Source organism: Saccharothrix syringae (assembly GCF_009498035.1).
Lineage (GTDB): Bacteria > Actinomycetota > Actinomycetes > Mycobacteriales > Pseudonocardiaceae > Actinosynnema > Actinosynnema syringae.
Genome location: NZ_CP034550.1, coordinates 7,926,626 through 7,942,781, shown reverse-complemented (window position 1 = coordinate 7,942,781; position 16,156 = coordinate 7,926,626). Strand labels below are relative to the sequence as shown.

Below are 16,156 nucleotides of genomic sequence, written 5' to 3'. Positions count from 1 at the left end.
AGCAGACTTGGTGAGGCACTGAAATGGCGAACGAAGAGAAGCTCCTGGATTACCTCAAGAAGGTGACGGCCGACCTCCACCAGACGCGGCAGCGCCTGCGCGAGGCCGAGTCCGGCGAGCAGGAGCCGATCGCGATCGTCTCGATGGCGTGCCGCTACCCCGGCGGGGTGCGCTCGCCCGAGGACCTGTGGCGGCTGGTCGCGGAGGGCGGTGACGCGATCGGCGACTTCCCGACCGACCGCGGCTGGGACACCGACGCGCTGTTCGACCCCGACCCGGACCGCTCCGGGTCGAGCTACGTGCACCAGGGCGGCTTCGTGCACGACGTGGCCGACTTCGACGCCGCGTTCTTCGGCATCAGCCCGCGCGAGGCGCTGGCCATGGACCCGCAGCAGCGGATCGTGCTGGAGACCGCGTGGGAGGCCGTGGAGCGCGCGGGCATCAACCCGGACGCGCTGCGCGGCAAGCCCGTCGGCGTCTACGTCGGCTGCGGTGGCCAGGACTACTGGGACCGGCTGACCGACCTGCCCGAGGCCGTCGAGGCGTACATGAGCACCGGCAGCACCGCGGCGGTGATCTCCGGCCGGGTGTCCTACAGCCTGGGCCTGGAGGGACCCGCGCTCACGGTCAACACCGCGTGCTCCTCGGCCCTGGTGGCGATCCACCTGGCCGCCCAGGCGCTGCGCAAGCGGGAGTGCTCGCTGGCCATCGCTGGCGGCGTCACGGTCATGTCCACGCCGGGCGCGTTCGTCGCGTTCTCCCGGCAGCGGGGCCTGGCCCCGGACGGCCGCTGCAAGCCGTTCTCCGACGACGCCGACGGCACCGGCTGGGGCGAGGGCGTCGGCCTGATCATGCTGGAGCGGCTGTCCGACGCCCGCCGCAACGGGCACGAGGTGCTGGCCGTGGTGCGCGGCTCGGCGCTCAACCAGGACGGCGCGTCCAACGGCCTGACCGCGCCCAACGGCCCGTCCCAGCAGCGGGTGATCCTCCAGGCGCTGGCCAACGCCGGGCTGGCCTCCACCGAGGTCGACCTGGTCGAGGCGCACGGCACCGGCACCACCCTGGGCGACCCGATCGAGGCGCAGGCGCTGCTGGCCACCTACGGCCGCGAGCGCTCGGCCGACCACCCGCTGTGGCTGGGCTCGATCAAGTCCAACATCGGCCACGCCCAGGCCGCCGCGGCGGTCAGCGGCGTGATCAAGGCCGTCATGGCGATCCGGCACGGCGTGCTGCCCAAGTCGCTGCACGTGGGCACGCCCTCGTCGCACGTGGACTGGTCGGCCGGGCACATCGAGCTGCTGACCGAGGGCCGCCCGTGGCCCGAGCTGGACCGGCCCCGGCGCGCCGCGGTCTCGTCGTTCGGCGTGAGCGGCACCAACGGGCACATCATCCTGGAGCAGGCCGCGCCCGCCGACGCGCCCGCCGGAGGCACCGGCTGGCCCGAGGGCGCGCCCGTGCCGTGGCTGGTGTCCGGCCGCACCGCGGCGGGCCTGGCGGCCCAGGAGGAGCGGCTGGCCGCGGCGGTCGACGCGGGCGCGTCGGCGGTCGACGTGGCCGCCGCGCTGGCGACCACCCGGGCGTCGCTGGAGCACCGGGCCGTCGTGCTGGCCACCGACACCGCCGACGCGCTGGCGCAGCTGCGCGGGGACGGCGCGGCCGTGGTGCGCGGCGTGGCGGCCGGCGGCCGGTCCGCGTTCCTGTTCACCGGGCAGGGCTCGCAGCGGGTCGGCATGGGCCGCCGGCTGCACGCGGAGTTCCCGGTGTTCCGGGAGGCGTTCGACGGGATCTGCGGGCACTTCGACGCGCTGCTGGGCCGGTCGCTCGCGGGAATCGTGTTCGGCGAGGACCAGGAGCTGCTGAACCAGACCGCGTACAGCCAGCCCGCGCTGTTCGCGTTCGAGGTCTCGCTCTACCGCCTGCTGGAGTCGTGGGGCGTCAAGCCGGACTTCCTGGCCGGTCACTCGATCGGTGAGATCGCCGCCGCGCACGTGGCCGGGGTGTTCTCGCTGGAGGACGGCTGCAAGCTGGTGGCCGCGCGTGGGCGGCTGATGCAGGCGCTGCCCAGCGGTGGCGCGATGCTGGCCGTGCAGGCGACCGAGGACGAGGTCCTGCCGTTCCTGAACGACCGGGTCGGGCTCGCCGCGGTCAACGGGCCGACGTCCGTGGTGGTCTCGGGTGCCGCCGACGCGGTGGACGAGATCGCGGCAAAGCTGGAGGGCCGTCGCACCAAGCGGTTGGCGGTCTCGCACGCGTTCCACTCGCCGCTGATGGAGCCGATGCTCGACGAGTTCCGCGCGGTCGTCGCCGGGATCACCTTCTCCGCGCCCGAGCTGGCCGTGGTGTCCACCGTGACCGGCGCCCTGGCGACCGCCGCGGAGCTGGGCTCGGCCGACTACTGGGTGCGGCACGTCCGGCAGGCCGTGCGGTTCCACGACGGCGTGGTGTTCCTGGCCTCCCAGGGCGTCACGCGGTTCGTCGAGGTCGGGCCGGACGGCGTGCTCACCGGCATGGCGCAGGGCTCGGTCGAGTCCGCGGTGCTCGTGGCCACCCAGCGCCGCGACCGCGACGACGTGGCCGCGCTGGTCACCGGGCTGGCGCGGGCGCACGTCGCGGGCGTGCCGGTGGACTGGGCCGCGGTGTTCGCCGGCCGCGCCACCGACCGCGTGGAGCTGCCGACCTACGCGTTCCAGCGCGAGCGGTTCTGGATCGAGTCGACCTCGGCGGTCGGCGACGTGTCCTCGGCCGGCCTGGACGCCACCGACCACCCGCTGCTGGGCGCGGCGATGACCCTGGCGAACTCCGAGGGCGCGGTGTTCACCGGGCGGCTGTCGCTGCGGTCGCACCCGTGGCTGGGCGACCACCGGGTCGGCGGCGCGGTGTTCTTCCCCGGCACCGGCTTCGTGGAGCTGGCCGCCCGGGTCGGTGAGGACGTCGGCTGCGGCTCGGTCGACGAGCTGACCCTGGCCACCCCGCTGGTGCTGCCCGAGCAGGGCGCGGTGCAGCTCCAGGTGGTGGTCGGCACGCCCGACGCGACGGGCACGCGCCCGTTCGAGGTGTACTCCCGCGAGGAGGACGGCGGCGCCGACGCGCCGTGGACCCCGCACGCCACCGGCCGGCTCGCCGCCGGCCGCCCGCGCGCCGGGTTCGACCTGGCGCAGTGGCCGCCCGCGGGCGCCGAGGCGCTGGAGCTGGACGGGTTGTACGACCGGCTCGCCGAGGGCGGCCTGGACTACGGCCCCTCCTTCCGCGGCCTGCGCGCCGCGTGGCGGCGGGGCGACGAGCTGTTCGCCGAGGTGGCGCTGCCCGACGCGGCCGACGCCGAGCGCTTCGGCCTGCACCCGGCCGCCCTGGACGCCGCGCTGCACGCGCTGGGCCTGAGCGGCCTGGAGGAGCACCGCGGCCTGCCGTTCGCCTGGACCGGCGTGACCGTGCACGCGGCGGGCGCGGGCGCGCTGCGCGTGCGGCTGTCCCCGGCCGGCGCGGGCGGGGTGGCGGTCGAGGTGGCCGACCCGACCGGCGCCCCGGTGGCGACGGTGGCGTCGCTGGTCCTGCGGGCCACCGCCGACCAGCGCCCGACCGCCGGCCGCAGCCCGCTGCGCGTGCTCGGCTGGAAGCCGGTCGACGTGGCGGCGCTCGACCTGGTCGACGTGTCCTGGACCGAGTGGGACTCCCTGGGCGACGGCGACGTGCCCGCGGTCGTGGTGCTGCCCGTGGAGGGCGGCGAGGACCCGGCGTCGGTGCGCGCGCAGGTGCACCGGGTGCTGGGCGTGCTCCAGACCTGGCTGGCCGAGTCGCGGTTCGCGGCCTCGCGCCTGGTCGTGGTCACCGGGGGAGCGGTCGGCGGCGGCGACCTCGCGGGCGCGGCCGTCTGGGGCCTGGTGCGGTCCGCGCAGGCCGAGAACCCCGACCTGGTCACCCTGCTCGACGTCGAGGGCACCGACCTGACCCGGGCGCTGGCGGTCGCGCTGGCCTCCGGCGAGCCGCAGCTGGTCTGCCGCGGCGACTCGGTCACCGCCGCCCGGCTGGCCACCGCCGCCGACGGCGCGGAGCCGGTGGGCTTCGGCGACGGCGCGGTGCTGGTGACCGGCGCGACCGGTGCGCTGGGCCGGGTCGTGTCGCGGCACCTGGTGGTGGAGCGGGGTGTGCGGGACCTGCTGCTGCTCAGCCGTCGTGGTCCGGCGGCCGAGGGTGCGGCGGAGCTGGTGGCCGAGCTGGAGTCGGCCGGGGCGCGGGTGTCGCTGGTGGCGTGCGACGCGGCCGACCGCGACGCGTTGGCCGCGGTGCTCAACGACGTGGACGTGTCCGCGGTGGTGCACGTGGCGGGCGTCGTGGACGACGGCGTGGTCACCGCGCTGGACCCGGCCCGCGTCGACGCCGTGCTGCGACCCAAGGTCGACGCCGCCTGGAACCTGCACGAGCTGACCTCGGACTTGTCGGCGTTCGTCCTGTTCTCCTCGATGTCCGGCGTGCTGGGCGCGCCCGGCCAGGGCAACTACGCCGCCGCCAACGCCTACCTGGACGCCCTGGCCGCGCACCGCCGGGCCGCCGGGCTCCCCGCGACCTCGGTCGCCTGGGGCCTGTGGGACGTCGAGAGCGCCATGACCGGCACGCTCGACGCCGGCGACAAGGCCCGCATGTCCCGCAACGGCGTGCTGCCGCTGTCGGTCGAGGAGGGCATGGCCCTGTTCGACGCGGCGGTGTCCGCCGACGCGCCCGCCGTGGTCGCGGCCCGGCTGGACCTGCGCGCGCTGCGGGCGCTGGGCGACCACGCGCCCCTGGCGTTCGACGGCCTGGTCCGCCGCCCGGCCAGGCGCGCCGCCGCGGCGGGTGCGGCCGTGGCCGACACCTCCGAGCTGGCCCGGCGGCTGGCCGGGCTGTCCGCCGAGGAGCGGCACGCCGAGGTGCTCACCCTGGTGCGCGCCAGGGTCGCGGCCGTGCTCGGGCACGGCTCGCCGGACGCGGTCGACCCGGCCCGCGCGTTCTCCGACCTGGGCTTCGACTCGCTGACCGCGGTGGAGCTGCGCAACGGCCTCAACGCCGCGACCGGCCTGCGGCTGCCCGCGACGCTGGTGTTCGACTACCCGACACCGCTGGTGCTGGTCGAGCACCTGGTGACCGAGCTGTCCGGTGCCGCGGACGTGGTCGAAGCGGTCGTGGCGGCCAAGCGCGCCGACGACGACCCGATCGCGATCGTGGCCATGGCCTGCCGCTACCCCGGCGGGGTGCGGTCGCCGGAGGACCTGTGGCGGCTGCTGGCCGACGGCGGCGACGCCATCGGCGCGTTCCCGGTCGACCGCGGCTGGAACGTGGCGAGGCTGCACGACCCCGAGTCGCTGCGCCCCGACACCACCTACGTGGCCGAGGGCGGTTTCCTCGACGACGCCGCGCTGTTCGACCCCGGTTTCTTCGGCATCTCGCCGCGCGAGGCGGTGATCATGGACCCGCAGCAGCGGCTGCTGCTGGAGGCGTCCTGGGAGGCGTTCGAGCGCGGCGGCATCGACCCGGCCGCGCTGAAGGGCAGCCCGACCGGCGTGTTCGCGGGCGTGATGTACCACGACTACGTGACCGGCCACAGCTCCGGCGGCGTGGTGTCCGGCCGGGTGTCCTACACGTTCGGCTTCGAGGGCCCGGCGGTGTCGGTGGACACCGCGTGCTCCTCCTCCCTGGTGGCGATCCACCTGGCCGCGCAGGCGCTGCGCTCGGGGGAGTGCTCGCTGGCGCTGGCCGGCGGCGTGACCGTGATGGCCACGCCCGAGACGTTCGTGGAGTTCTCCCGCCAGCGCGGGCTGGCCCCGGACGGCCGCTGCAAGCCGTTCGCGGACGCCGCCGACGGCACCGGCTGGGGCGAGGGCGTGGGCGTGCTGGTGCTGGAGCGCCTGTCCGACGCGCGCCGCAACGGGCACCCGGTGCTGGCGCTGGTGCGCGGTTCGGCGGTCAACCAGGACGGCGCGTCGAACGGTTTGACGGCGCCGAACGGCCCGTCGCAGCAGCGGGTGATCCGGCAGGCCCTGGCCAACGCGGGCCTGCGCCCGTCCGACGTGGACCTGGTGGAGGCGCACGGCACGGGCACCCGCCTGGGCGACCCGATCGAGGCGCAGGCGCTGCTGGCCACCTACGGGCAGGACCGCGAGGAGCCGCTGTGGCTGGGCTCGATCAAGTCGAACCTGGGCCACACGCAGGCCGCCGCGGGCGTCGCGGGCGTGATCAAGGTCGTCATGGCGATGCGGCACGGCGTCATCCCCAGGACGCTGCACGTCGACGCGCCCTCCTCGCACGTGGACTGGGAGGCCGGGCACGTCGAGCTGGCCACCGAGGCCCGCGAGTGGCCGGGCACCGGGCGTCCCCGGCGGGCGGGCGTGTCCTCGTTCGGCATCAGTGGCACCAACTCGCACGTGGTGCTGGAGCAGGCGCCCGAGCGGGTCGAGCGGGCCGAGCCGGTCACCGTGACCGCCACCGCGCCGTGGGTGCTCTCCGCCCGCACCGAGGGCGCCCTCCCGGCGCAGGCGCGCAAGCTGCTGCCGCTGGTGGAGAGCGGGGTGGACGCGGGTGACCTGGCCTGGTCGCTGGCGACCCAGCGGTCCGGGCTGGAGCACCGCGCGGCCGTGGTCGGGGACACCCGCGACGAGCTGGTGGCCGGGCTGCGGGCGCTGGCCGACGGGGTCGCCTCGCCGGCGGTGGTGCGCGGGGTGGCCGGGCAGGGCAAGGTCGCGTTCCTGTTCACCGGTCAGGGTTCGCAGCGGGTCGGCATGGGGCGGGAGCTGTCGGCCGCCTACCCGGTGTTCCGGGCGGCGTTCGACGAGGTGTGCGCGCACTTCGACGCCCTGCTGGACCGGCCGCTGCGCGAGGTCGTGTTCGGTGACGACCAGGAGTTGTTGAACCAGACCGGGTTCAGCCAGCCGGCGCTGTTCGCCTTTGAGGTGGCGTTGTTCCGGTTGCTGGAGTCGTGGGGGATCAAGCCGGACTTCCTGGCCGGGCACTCCATCGGTGAGATCGCCGCCGCGCACGTGGCGGGCGTGTTCTCGTTGGAGGACGGCTGCAAGCTGGTCGCGGCGCGTGGTCGGCTGATGCAGGCGCTGCCGAGTGGTGGCGCGATGCTGGCCGTGCAGGCGACGGAAGAAGAGGTTCTGCCTTTCCTGAACGACCGGGTCGGGCTCGCGGCGGTCAACGGGCCGACGTCCGTGGTGCTGTCCGGTGACGCGGAGGCCGTCGACGAGGTGGCGGCGAAGCTGGAAGGCCGTCGTACCAAGCGTTTGCGCGTGTCGCACGCGTTCCACTCGCCGCTGATGGAGCCGATGCTCGACGAGTTCCGCGCGGTCGCGGCGGAGATCGAGTACCGGGTGCCGGCCGCGTCGGTCGTCTCCACCGTCACGGGCGTGCTCGCCGAGGGCGGCGACCTGGTGACCGCGGACTACTGGGTGCGGCACGTGCGGCAGGCCGTGCGGTTCGCCGACGCCGTGCGCGAGCTGGCCGGGCGCGGGGTGTCGCGGTTCGTCGAGGTCGGGCCGGACGGCGTGCTGACCGGCATGGCGCAGGAGTCGGTCGACTCGGCCGTGCTCGTCGCCGCGCAGCGCCGCGACCGCACCGAGACCGCCGCGCTGGCCACCGCGGTCGGCCGGGTGTTCGCCCACGGCCTCCCGCTCGACCCGGCCGCGTTCTTCGCCGGGCGCGGGGCGCGGCGGGTGGAGCTGCCGACCTACGCGTTCCAGCACGAGCGCTTCTGGATGGACGACCCGGCCGTGGTCGGGGAGCCGGTCGGCGCGGGCATGGACGCCACCGACCACCCGCTGCTGGGCGCGGTGCTCAAGCCGGCCGACTCCGAGGCCGCGGTGTTCACCGGCCGGGTGTCGCTGCGCACCCACCCGTGGCTGGCCGACCACCGCGTCGGCGGCGCGGTGCTGTTCCCCGGCACCGGCTTCGTGGAGCTGGCCGCCCGGGTCGGCGCGGACCTCGGCTGCGACGTGGTGGAGGAGCTGACCCTGGCGGCGCCGCTGGTGCTCCCGGAGCAGGGCGCGGTGCAGGTGCAGGTGACCGTCGCCGCGCCGGACGCGAGCGGCCGGCGGGCCGTGGCGGTGCACTCGCGCGACGACGCGGCCGGCGGCGAGCCGTGGACCGGCCACGCCACCGGCGTGCTGGTGCCGGGCGCGGTCGCGGGCGCGGCGCTCACCGAGTGGCCGCCCGCCGGGGCGGAGCCGATCGCCCTCGACGGCGTCTACGACGGCTTCGCCGGCGCGGGCCTGGGCTACGGCCCGGCGTTCCAGGGCCTCCAGGCGGCCTGGCGGCGCGGCGACGAGGTGTTCGCCGAGGTCGCGCTGCCCGAGGAGGTGGAGGTCGACGGGTTCGAGGTGCACCCGGCCCTGGTCGACGCGGCCCTGCACGCCATCGCGCTGGGCGACGGCGCCGGCCGGGAGGCCGCGCTGCCGTTCGCGTGGGGCGGGGTGCGCGTGCACGCCACGGGCGCCTCGGCGGTGCGGGTGCGGATCGCGCCCGCCGGCGGTGGCGTGCGGGTGGACCTGGCCGACCCGGCCGGTGCCCCGGTGCTGACCGCCGGGTCGCTGGTGCTGCGGCCGGTGGGCACCGGGCAGCCGGCGGTGCGCCGCGACCCGCTGTACCGGGTGGACTGGACCGCGCTGGAGGTCCCGGCGGCCGACCCGGTCGCCTGGGCGGACTGGGACTCGCTCGCCGACGGCGACGCGCCCGCGGTGGTCGTGCTGCCGGTGGAGGCGGGCACGGACCCGGCCGCGGTGCACGGCGAGCTGCACCGGGTGCTGGCCGTGCTCCAGACCTGGCTGGCCGAGGACCGCTTCGCCGCCTCGCACCTGGTCGTGGTGACCCGCGGCGCGGTGCCGGTGGGCGACGAGGGCGTGCCCGACCTGGTCGGCGCGGCCGTGTGGGGCCTGGTGCGGTCCGCGCAGGCCGAGAACCCCGACCTGTTCCTGCTGGTCGACCTGGGTCCCGACGACGAGCTGGACCGGGTGCTGGCGGGCGCGCTGGCCTCCGGTGAGCCCCAGGTGGCCTTCCGCGGCGGGGTCGCGCACGCGGCCCGCGCCGCGCGGATGGCCGGCGGTGGCGCGGTCGACCCCGGCTTCGGCGACGGCGCCGTGGTGGTGACCGGCGCGACCGGTGCGCTGGGCCGGGTCGTGTCGCGGCACCTGGTGGTGGAGCGGGGTGTGCGGGACCTGCTGCTGCTCAGCCGTCGTGGTCCGGCGGCCGAGGGTGCTGTCGAGCTGGTGGCCGAGCTGGAGTCGGCCGGGGCGCGGGTGTCGCTGGTGGCGTGTGACACCGCCGACCGCGACGCGTTGGCCGCGGTGCTGGCGGGCGTGGACGTGTCCGCGGTCGTGCACGTGGCCGGCGTGCTGGACGACGGCGTGGTCACCGCGCTCACCCCCGAGCGGGTGGACGCCGTGCTGCGGCCCAAGGTCGACGCCGCGTGGAACCTGCACCGGCTCACGTCCGACCTGACGGCGTTCGTGGTGTTCTCGTCCCTGTCCGGCGTGCTGGGCGCGCCCGGCCAGGGCAACTACGCCGCCGCCAACGCCTACCTGGACGCGCTCGCCGCGCACCGCCGGGCCGCCGGCCTGCCCGCCACCTCGATGGCGTGGGGCCTGTGGGGCCTGGACGACAGCGCGATGACCGCCGCGCTGGGCGCGGACGACCTGGCCCGCCTGTCGCGCGGCGGCGTGCTGCCGCTGACCGAGCGGGACGGCCTGGCGCTGTTCGACGCGGCGCTGGCCGCGGACCGGGCGCTGGTCGTGCCCGCCAGGCTCGACCCGGCGGGGCTGCGCGAGCAGGGCGACGCCCTGGCGCCGCTGCTGCGCGGGCTGGTCGGCCCGGTGCGCCGGTCCGCGGCGAGGGCCGTGGCCGCGGGCGGGCTCGGCGACCGGCTGGCCGCGCTGCCCGACGCCGAGGCGCGCGAGGCGGCGCTGGAGCTGGTCACCGGCCACATCGCGGCCGTGCTGGGCCACGCCACGTCCGCCGCGGTCGACCCGAACCGCGCGTTCTCCGACCTGGGTTTCGACTCGCTGACCGCGGTCGAGTTCCGCAACGCCCTGGGCACCGCCACCGGCCTGCGGCTGCCCGCGACCCTGGTGTTCGACCACCCGACGCCGCTGGCGCTGGCCGAGCACGTGCACCGCGAGCTGACCGGCTCCCGCGACGACGTCGTGGTGGCCGCGAAGACCGGTGCCCCGGTGGACGACGACCCGGTGGTCATCGTCGGCATGGCCTGCCGCTACCCCGGTGACGTGCGGTCGCCGGAGGACCTGTGGCGGCTGGTGGCCGAGGGCGGCGACGCGATCGGCGGGTTCCCGACCGACCGCGGCTGGGACGTCCGGCGCCTCTACGACCCCACCCGCACCCGGCCCGACACCACCTACGTGGACCGGGGCGGCTTCCTGCCCGACGCGGCCGAGTTCGACGCGGAGTTCTTCGGCGTCTCGCCGCGCGAGGCGGTGCTGCTCGACCCGCAGCAGCGGGTGCTGCTGGAGACGGTGTGGGAGGCGTTCGAGCGGGCGGGCATCGACCCGGCCTCGCTGCGCGGCAGCTCGACCGGCGTGTTCGCCGGCACGATGTACCACGACTACATCACCAGCCACAACGCGGGCAGCGTGGTGTCCGGCCGGGTCGCCTACACCTTCGGCCTGGAGGGACCGGCGGTCACCGTCGACACGGCGTGCTCGTCGTCGCTGGTGGCGCTGCACCTGGCGGCGCAGGCGCTGCGCTCCGGCGAGTGCGGCCTGGCGCTGGTCGGCGGTGTCACGGTGATGGCGACGCCCGAGACGTTCGTGGAGTTCAGCCGCCAGGGCGGGCTGTCGCCCGACGGGCGCTGCAAGTCGTTCTCCGAGGGCGCCGACGGCACCGGCTGGGGCGAGGGCGTGGGCGTGCTGGTGCTGGAGCGGCTGTCCGACGCGCGCCGCAACGGGCACGAGGTGCTGGCCGTGGTGCGGGGCTCGGCGGTGAACCAGGACGGCGCGTCGAACGGTTTGACCGCGCCGAACGGCCCGTCGCAGCAGCGGGTGATCCGGCAGGCGCTGGCGAACGCGGGCCTGCGCCCGTCCGACGTGGACGCGGTCGAGGCGCACGGCACCGGCACGACGCTGGGCGACCCGATCGAGGCGCAGGCGCTGCTGGCCACCTACGGGCAGGACCGCGACGAGCCGCTGTGGCTCGGGTCGATCAAGTCCAACATGGGCCACACGCAGGCCGCGGCCGGTGTCGCCGGTGTGATCAAGATGGTCATGGCGATGCGCAACGGCGTCCTGCCCAGGACGCTGCACGTGGACGAGCCGTCGCGGCACGTGGACTGGAGCGCGGGGCGGGTCTCGCTGCTGACCGAGTCGGTGCCGTGGCCGGAGACCGGGCGTCCCCGGCGGGCCGGTGTGTCGTCGTTCGGCATCAGCGGCACCAACGCGCACACGATCATCGAGCAGGCGCCCGACGCGCCGGCGGCCCCGGTGCCCCCGGGGTCCTCGGACGGGCCGGTGGCCCTGGTGGTGTCCGCGCGGTCCGCCGACGGCCTGCGGGCGCAGGCCGCGCGGGTGGCCGGGTTCCTGGCCGCCGGTGAGCACGACCCGGCGGGCGTGGCGCGGGTCGCCGCGACCGGGCGGTCCGCGCTGGAGCACCGGGCGGCGGTGGTCGGGTCCTCCCGCGAGGAGCTGCTGGCCGGGCTGCGCGACCTCGCCGACGACGTGGTGCGCAACGGCGCGGTGCGGGGCAGGGCGACGCCGGGCAAGCTGGCGTTCCTGTTCACCGGGCAGGGTTCGCAGCGGGTCGGCATGGGCCGCGAGCTGCGGGCGGCGTTCCCGGTGTTCCGGGAGGCGTTCGACGAGGCGTGCTCGTACTTCGACCTGCCGTTGCGCGAGGTCGTTTTTGGTGATGACCAGGAGTTGTTGAACCAGACGGGGTTCAGCCAGCCGGCGTTGTTCGCCTTCGAGGTGGCGTTGTTCCGGTTGCTGGAGTCCTGGGGTGTGAAGCCGGACTTCCTGGCGGGTCACTCGATTGGTGAGATCGCGGCGGCTCACGTGGCGGGCGTGTTCTCGTTGGAGGACGGTTGCAAGCTGGTGGCCGCGCGTGGTCGGTTGATGCAGGCGCTGCCGGCTGGTGGCGCGATGCTCGCGGTGGAGGCGACCGAGGACGAGGTGCTGCCGTTCCTGGACGACCGGGTCGGTCTGGCGGCGGTGAACGGGCCCACGGCCGTGGTCGTGTCGGGTGCGGCGGACGCGGTGGACGAGGTGGCGGCGAAGCTGGCAGGCCGTCGCACCAAGCGGTTGCAGGTCTCGCACGCGTTCCACTCGCCGCTGATGGAGCCGATGCTCGACGAGTTCCGCGCGGTCGCCGCGGGCATCGAGTACCGGGTGCCGCGGCTGCCGGTCGTGTCGACGGTGACCGGTGTGCTCGCCGAGGGCGGGGACCTGGTGACCGCGGACTACTGGGTGCGGCACGTGCGGCAGGCGGTGCGGTTCCACGACGGCGTGCGCGAGCTGGCCGGGCGCGGTGCCACGCGGTTCCTGGAGGTCGGCCCCGACGGCGTGCTCACCGGCATGGCGCAGGTGGACGGCACGCTGGTGGCCGCGCAGCGCAAGGGCCGCGACGAGGCGCCGACCGCGGTGCTCGCGGTGGCGCAGCTGCACGTGGCCGGCGCGGCCGTGGACTGGGCCGCGTTCTTCGCCGGCCGCGGCGCCGGGCGGGTGGACCTGCCGACCTACGCGTTCCAGCGGCGGCGGTACTGGATGGACGCCTCGACCGAGGCGGGCGACGTGTCCTCGGCGGGCCTGCGCGCGGACGGGCACCCGCTGCTGGTCGCCGCGACCACGCTGCCCGACACCGACGGCCTGCTGCTCACCGGTTCGCTGTCCCGGCACACCCACCCGTGGCTGCTCGACCACGACCTGGGCGGCGTGGTGGTGTTCCCCGGCTCCGGCCTGGTGGAACTGGCCCTGCGGGCCGGCGAGCGCGCCGGGTGCGGCGTGCTGGAGGAGCTGACCATCCACGCGCCGCTGCTGCTGCCCGAGGACGACGACGTGAGCGTGCAGGTCTCGGTGTCCGCGCCGGACGGCGCGGGCAACCGGGCGGTCGCGGTCTACGGCCGGGAGCGGGACGCCGACGACGACGCGCCGTGGACCAGGCACGCTGCGGGCGTGCTCGCCCGGGGTGACGGGGCGGCCGGCGTGGAGCTGACCGAGTGGCCGCCCGCCGGCGCGGTGGAGCTGGAGTTCGACGACCTGTACGAGCAGATGGCGGACGCGGGCCTGCACTACGGGCCGGTGTTCCAGGGCCTGCGCCGGGCCTGGCGGCGCGACGGCGAGCTGTTCGCCGAGGTCGTGCTGCCCGAGGACGCGGCGGCCGACGCCCGCCGGTTCGGGGTGCACCCGGCCGCGCTCGACGCCGCCGTGCAGGCCATCGGCCTGGACCGGGGCGCCGACGAGCCGCCGGCCGTGCCGTTCACCTGGAGCGGGGTCGCCCTGCACGCCGCGGGCGCGCCCGGGCTGCGGGTCCGGGTGGTGCGCGACGGCCGCGACGAGGCGTCGCTCGACCTGGCCGACCTCAACGGCCTGCCGGTGGCGACCGTGCGGTCGCTGTCGCTGCGGCCGTTCGCCGGTCAGCCCTCGCGGCGCGCGGACTCGCTCTACACCCCGGAGTGGGTGCCGGTCGCCGCGCCCGCCGCGCCGGTCACCGGCCGCTGGGCCCTGGTCGGCGCGGACGACCTGCGGATCGGCGCGGTGCTCAAGACCGCCGGGTACGCGGTCGAGGCGCACGCCGACCTCACCGCGCTCGGGCAGACCCTGGTCGACGGGGCCCCGGAGGTCGCGCTGGTCCAGGTCGCGCCCACCGGGGTGCTCGACGCGGCCACCGTGCACGCGATCGCGCACCGGGTGCTGGGCGTGGTGCGGACCTGGCTGGCCGAGGAGCGTTACGGCACGGCCAAGCTGGTCGTGCTGACCCGCGGCGCGCAGGACGGCGACGACCCGGCCTCGGCGGTCGCCTGGGGCCTGGTGCGGTCGGCGCAGTCGGAGAACCCGGACCGGGTCGTGCTGGTGGACCTGGACGGGCACGACGAGTCGGCGCAGGCGCTCGCGGCGGTGCTGGCGAGCGGCGAACCGCAGGTGGTCGTGCGGGAGGGCCGGGTGCGCGCGGCGCGGCTGGCCCGGGTGGGCGCGGTCGACGGCGCGCGGCCGGGCAGCGCGTTCGGCCCCGACGGCCGGGTGCTGGTCACCGGCGCCACCGGCGCGCTCGGCACCCTGGTGGCCCGCCACCTCGTCACCGGGCACGGCGTGCGCGACCTGCTGCTGGTCAGCAGGCGCGGCGCGGCGGCCGACGGCGCGGCGGAGCTGGTGGCCGAGCTGACCGGGCTGGGCGCGCGTGCCGAGGTGGCCGCGTGCGACGTGGCCGACCGGGACGCGGTGGCCGCGCTGCTGGCCGCCCACCCGGTGACCGCGGTCGTGCACACCGCGGGCGTCCTGGACGACGGCGTGCTGGCCTCGCTGACGCCCGAGCGGGTGGACGCCGTGCTGCGGCCCAAGGTCGACGCGGTGCTCAACCTGCACGAGCTGACGTCGGAGCTGACCGCGTTCGTGGTGTTCTCCTCCGCGGCCGGCCTGCTGGGCGGCGCGGGCCAGGCGAACTACGCGGCGGCCAACGCGTTCCTCGACGCCCTCGCGGCGCACCGCCGGGCGGCGGGCCTGCCCGCGCAGTCGCTGGCCTGGGGCCTGTGGGCCGCGGACAGCGCGATGACCGGCGGGCTCGGCGAGACCGGTCGGGGCCGCATGGCGCGCGGCGGCGTGCGGCCGCTGGCCGAGGCCGAGGGCCTGGCCCTGTTCGACGCGGCGTGCGCGCTGCCGGACGCCGTGGTGGCCCCGGTCGCGCTCGACCTCAAGGGCGCGGTCGTCGGCCAGGTGCCGCCGGTGCTCAACGGCCTGGTGCCCGCCGCGAGGCGGGTCGCCGGCGCGGGTGCCGCCCAGGACCCGGCCGCGCTGCGCCGCAGGTTGGCCGGCCTGGACGACGCGGGCCAGGACGAGGCGCTGCGGCTGCTGGTGCGCACCTCGGCCGCGTCCGTGCTCGGCTACGACGGGCCGGAGGCCGTGGAGGCGGACCGGGCGTTCCTGGAGCTGGGGCTGGACTCGCTGACCGCGGTGGAGCTGCGCAACGCGCTGGCCGCGGCGACCGGGCTGCGGCTGGCCACCACCGCGGTGTTCGACCACGACACGTCGGAGCGGCTGGCCGCGCACCTGCGCGCCGAGCTGGCCGCGGTGCCCGCCGAGGGCGCGCCGCGCGTCGAGGCGTCGCCGGTGGACACGCTCGGCGGGCTGTTCCGCCAGGCCGTGGTCGCCGGGCGGCCGGCGCAGGCGCTGGCCCTGATCACGGCGGCGGCGGACGTGCAGGACGCGTTCGACGACGCCGCCGGTGCCGGGGAGATCCCCGCGCCGACCGCGCTGACCCGCGGGCCCGGCGCGCCGACGCTGGTGTGCTTCGCCTCGCCGATGGCGCTGGGCGGGCCGCAGCAGTACGCCCGCTTCGCGGCCCGGTTCCGCGACGAGCTGGACGTGGTCGTGCTGCCCACGCCCGGCTTCAACGGCGGAGAGCTGCTGCCCGCCACGGCGGCGGCCGCGGTGGACTACTTCGCCGAGGCGATCCGCCCGATCGCCGAGCAGGGCCCGTACGCGGTGGCCGGCTACTCGTCCGGCGGCCTGTTCGCGCACGCCGCGGCCGGGCTGCTGGAGAGCCGGGGCCTGGCGCCCGCCGGTGTCGTGCTGCTGGACACCTACCCGACCACGGGCGCGACCACGACGCGGTTCTTCACCCACATGCTCGACGCGCTGCTGGCCCGCGAGTCGTCGTTCGGGGAGTTCAGCAGTGCCCGCCTGGCGGCCATGGGCCGGTACTCCAAGCTGCTCACCGAGTGCCCGGTCGAGCAGTTGGCGGCCCCGGTGCTGTTCGTGCGGCCGGAGGAGTCGATCGAGGGCGAAGAGGGCGACGGCTCGTGGCGCGCGGTGTGGCAGACCGCGCACCGGTTGGTGGAGGTGCCCGGCGACCACTTCACGATGATGGAGTCGATGGCCGACAGCACTTCGGTGGTCGTGCGCGAGTGGCTGCGCGGCCTGTAGGCGATCGCGGGGCCGGTGTGGTGCCGGTCCCGCTTCTTTCGAGGATGGGAAGTGGTGCG

General features: G+C 76.4%; 1 protein-coding gene. It reads left to right on the top strand.

All coding sequences use genetic code 11. The annotated features are described in order from the left end of the window. Positions 1-23 precede the first annotated feature (23 nt). Positions 24-16,097 (top strand): type I polyketide synthase, encoded by a 16,074-nt coding sequence (locus EKG83_RS33135; RefSeq protein WP_153278618.1) that lies wholly within the window; start codon positions 24-26, stop codon positions 16,095-16,097. Positions 16,098-16,156 lie beyond the last annotated feature (59 nt).

Bases quoted from the DNA above. Each gene is read 5' to 3' on its own strand.
- EKG83_RS33135 (WP_153278618.1), top strand. From the start codon at position 24: ATGGCGAACGAAGAGAAGCTCCTGGATTACCTCAAGAAGGTGACGGCC.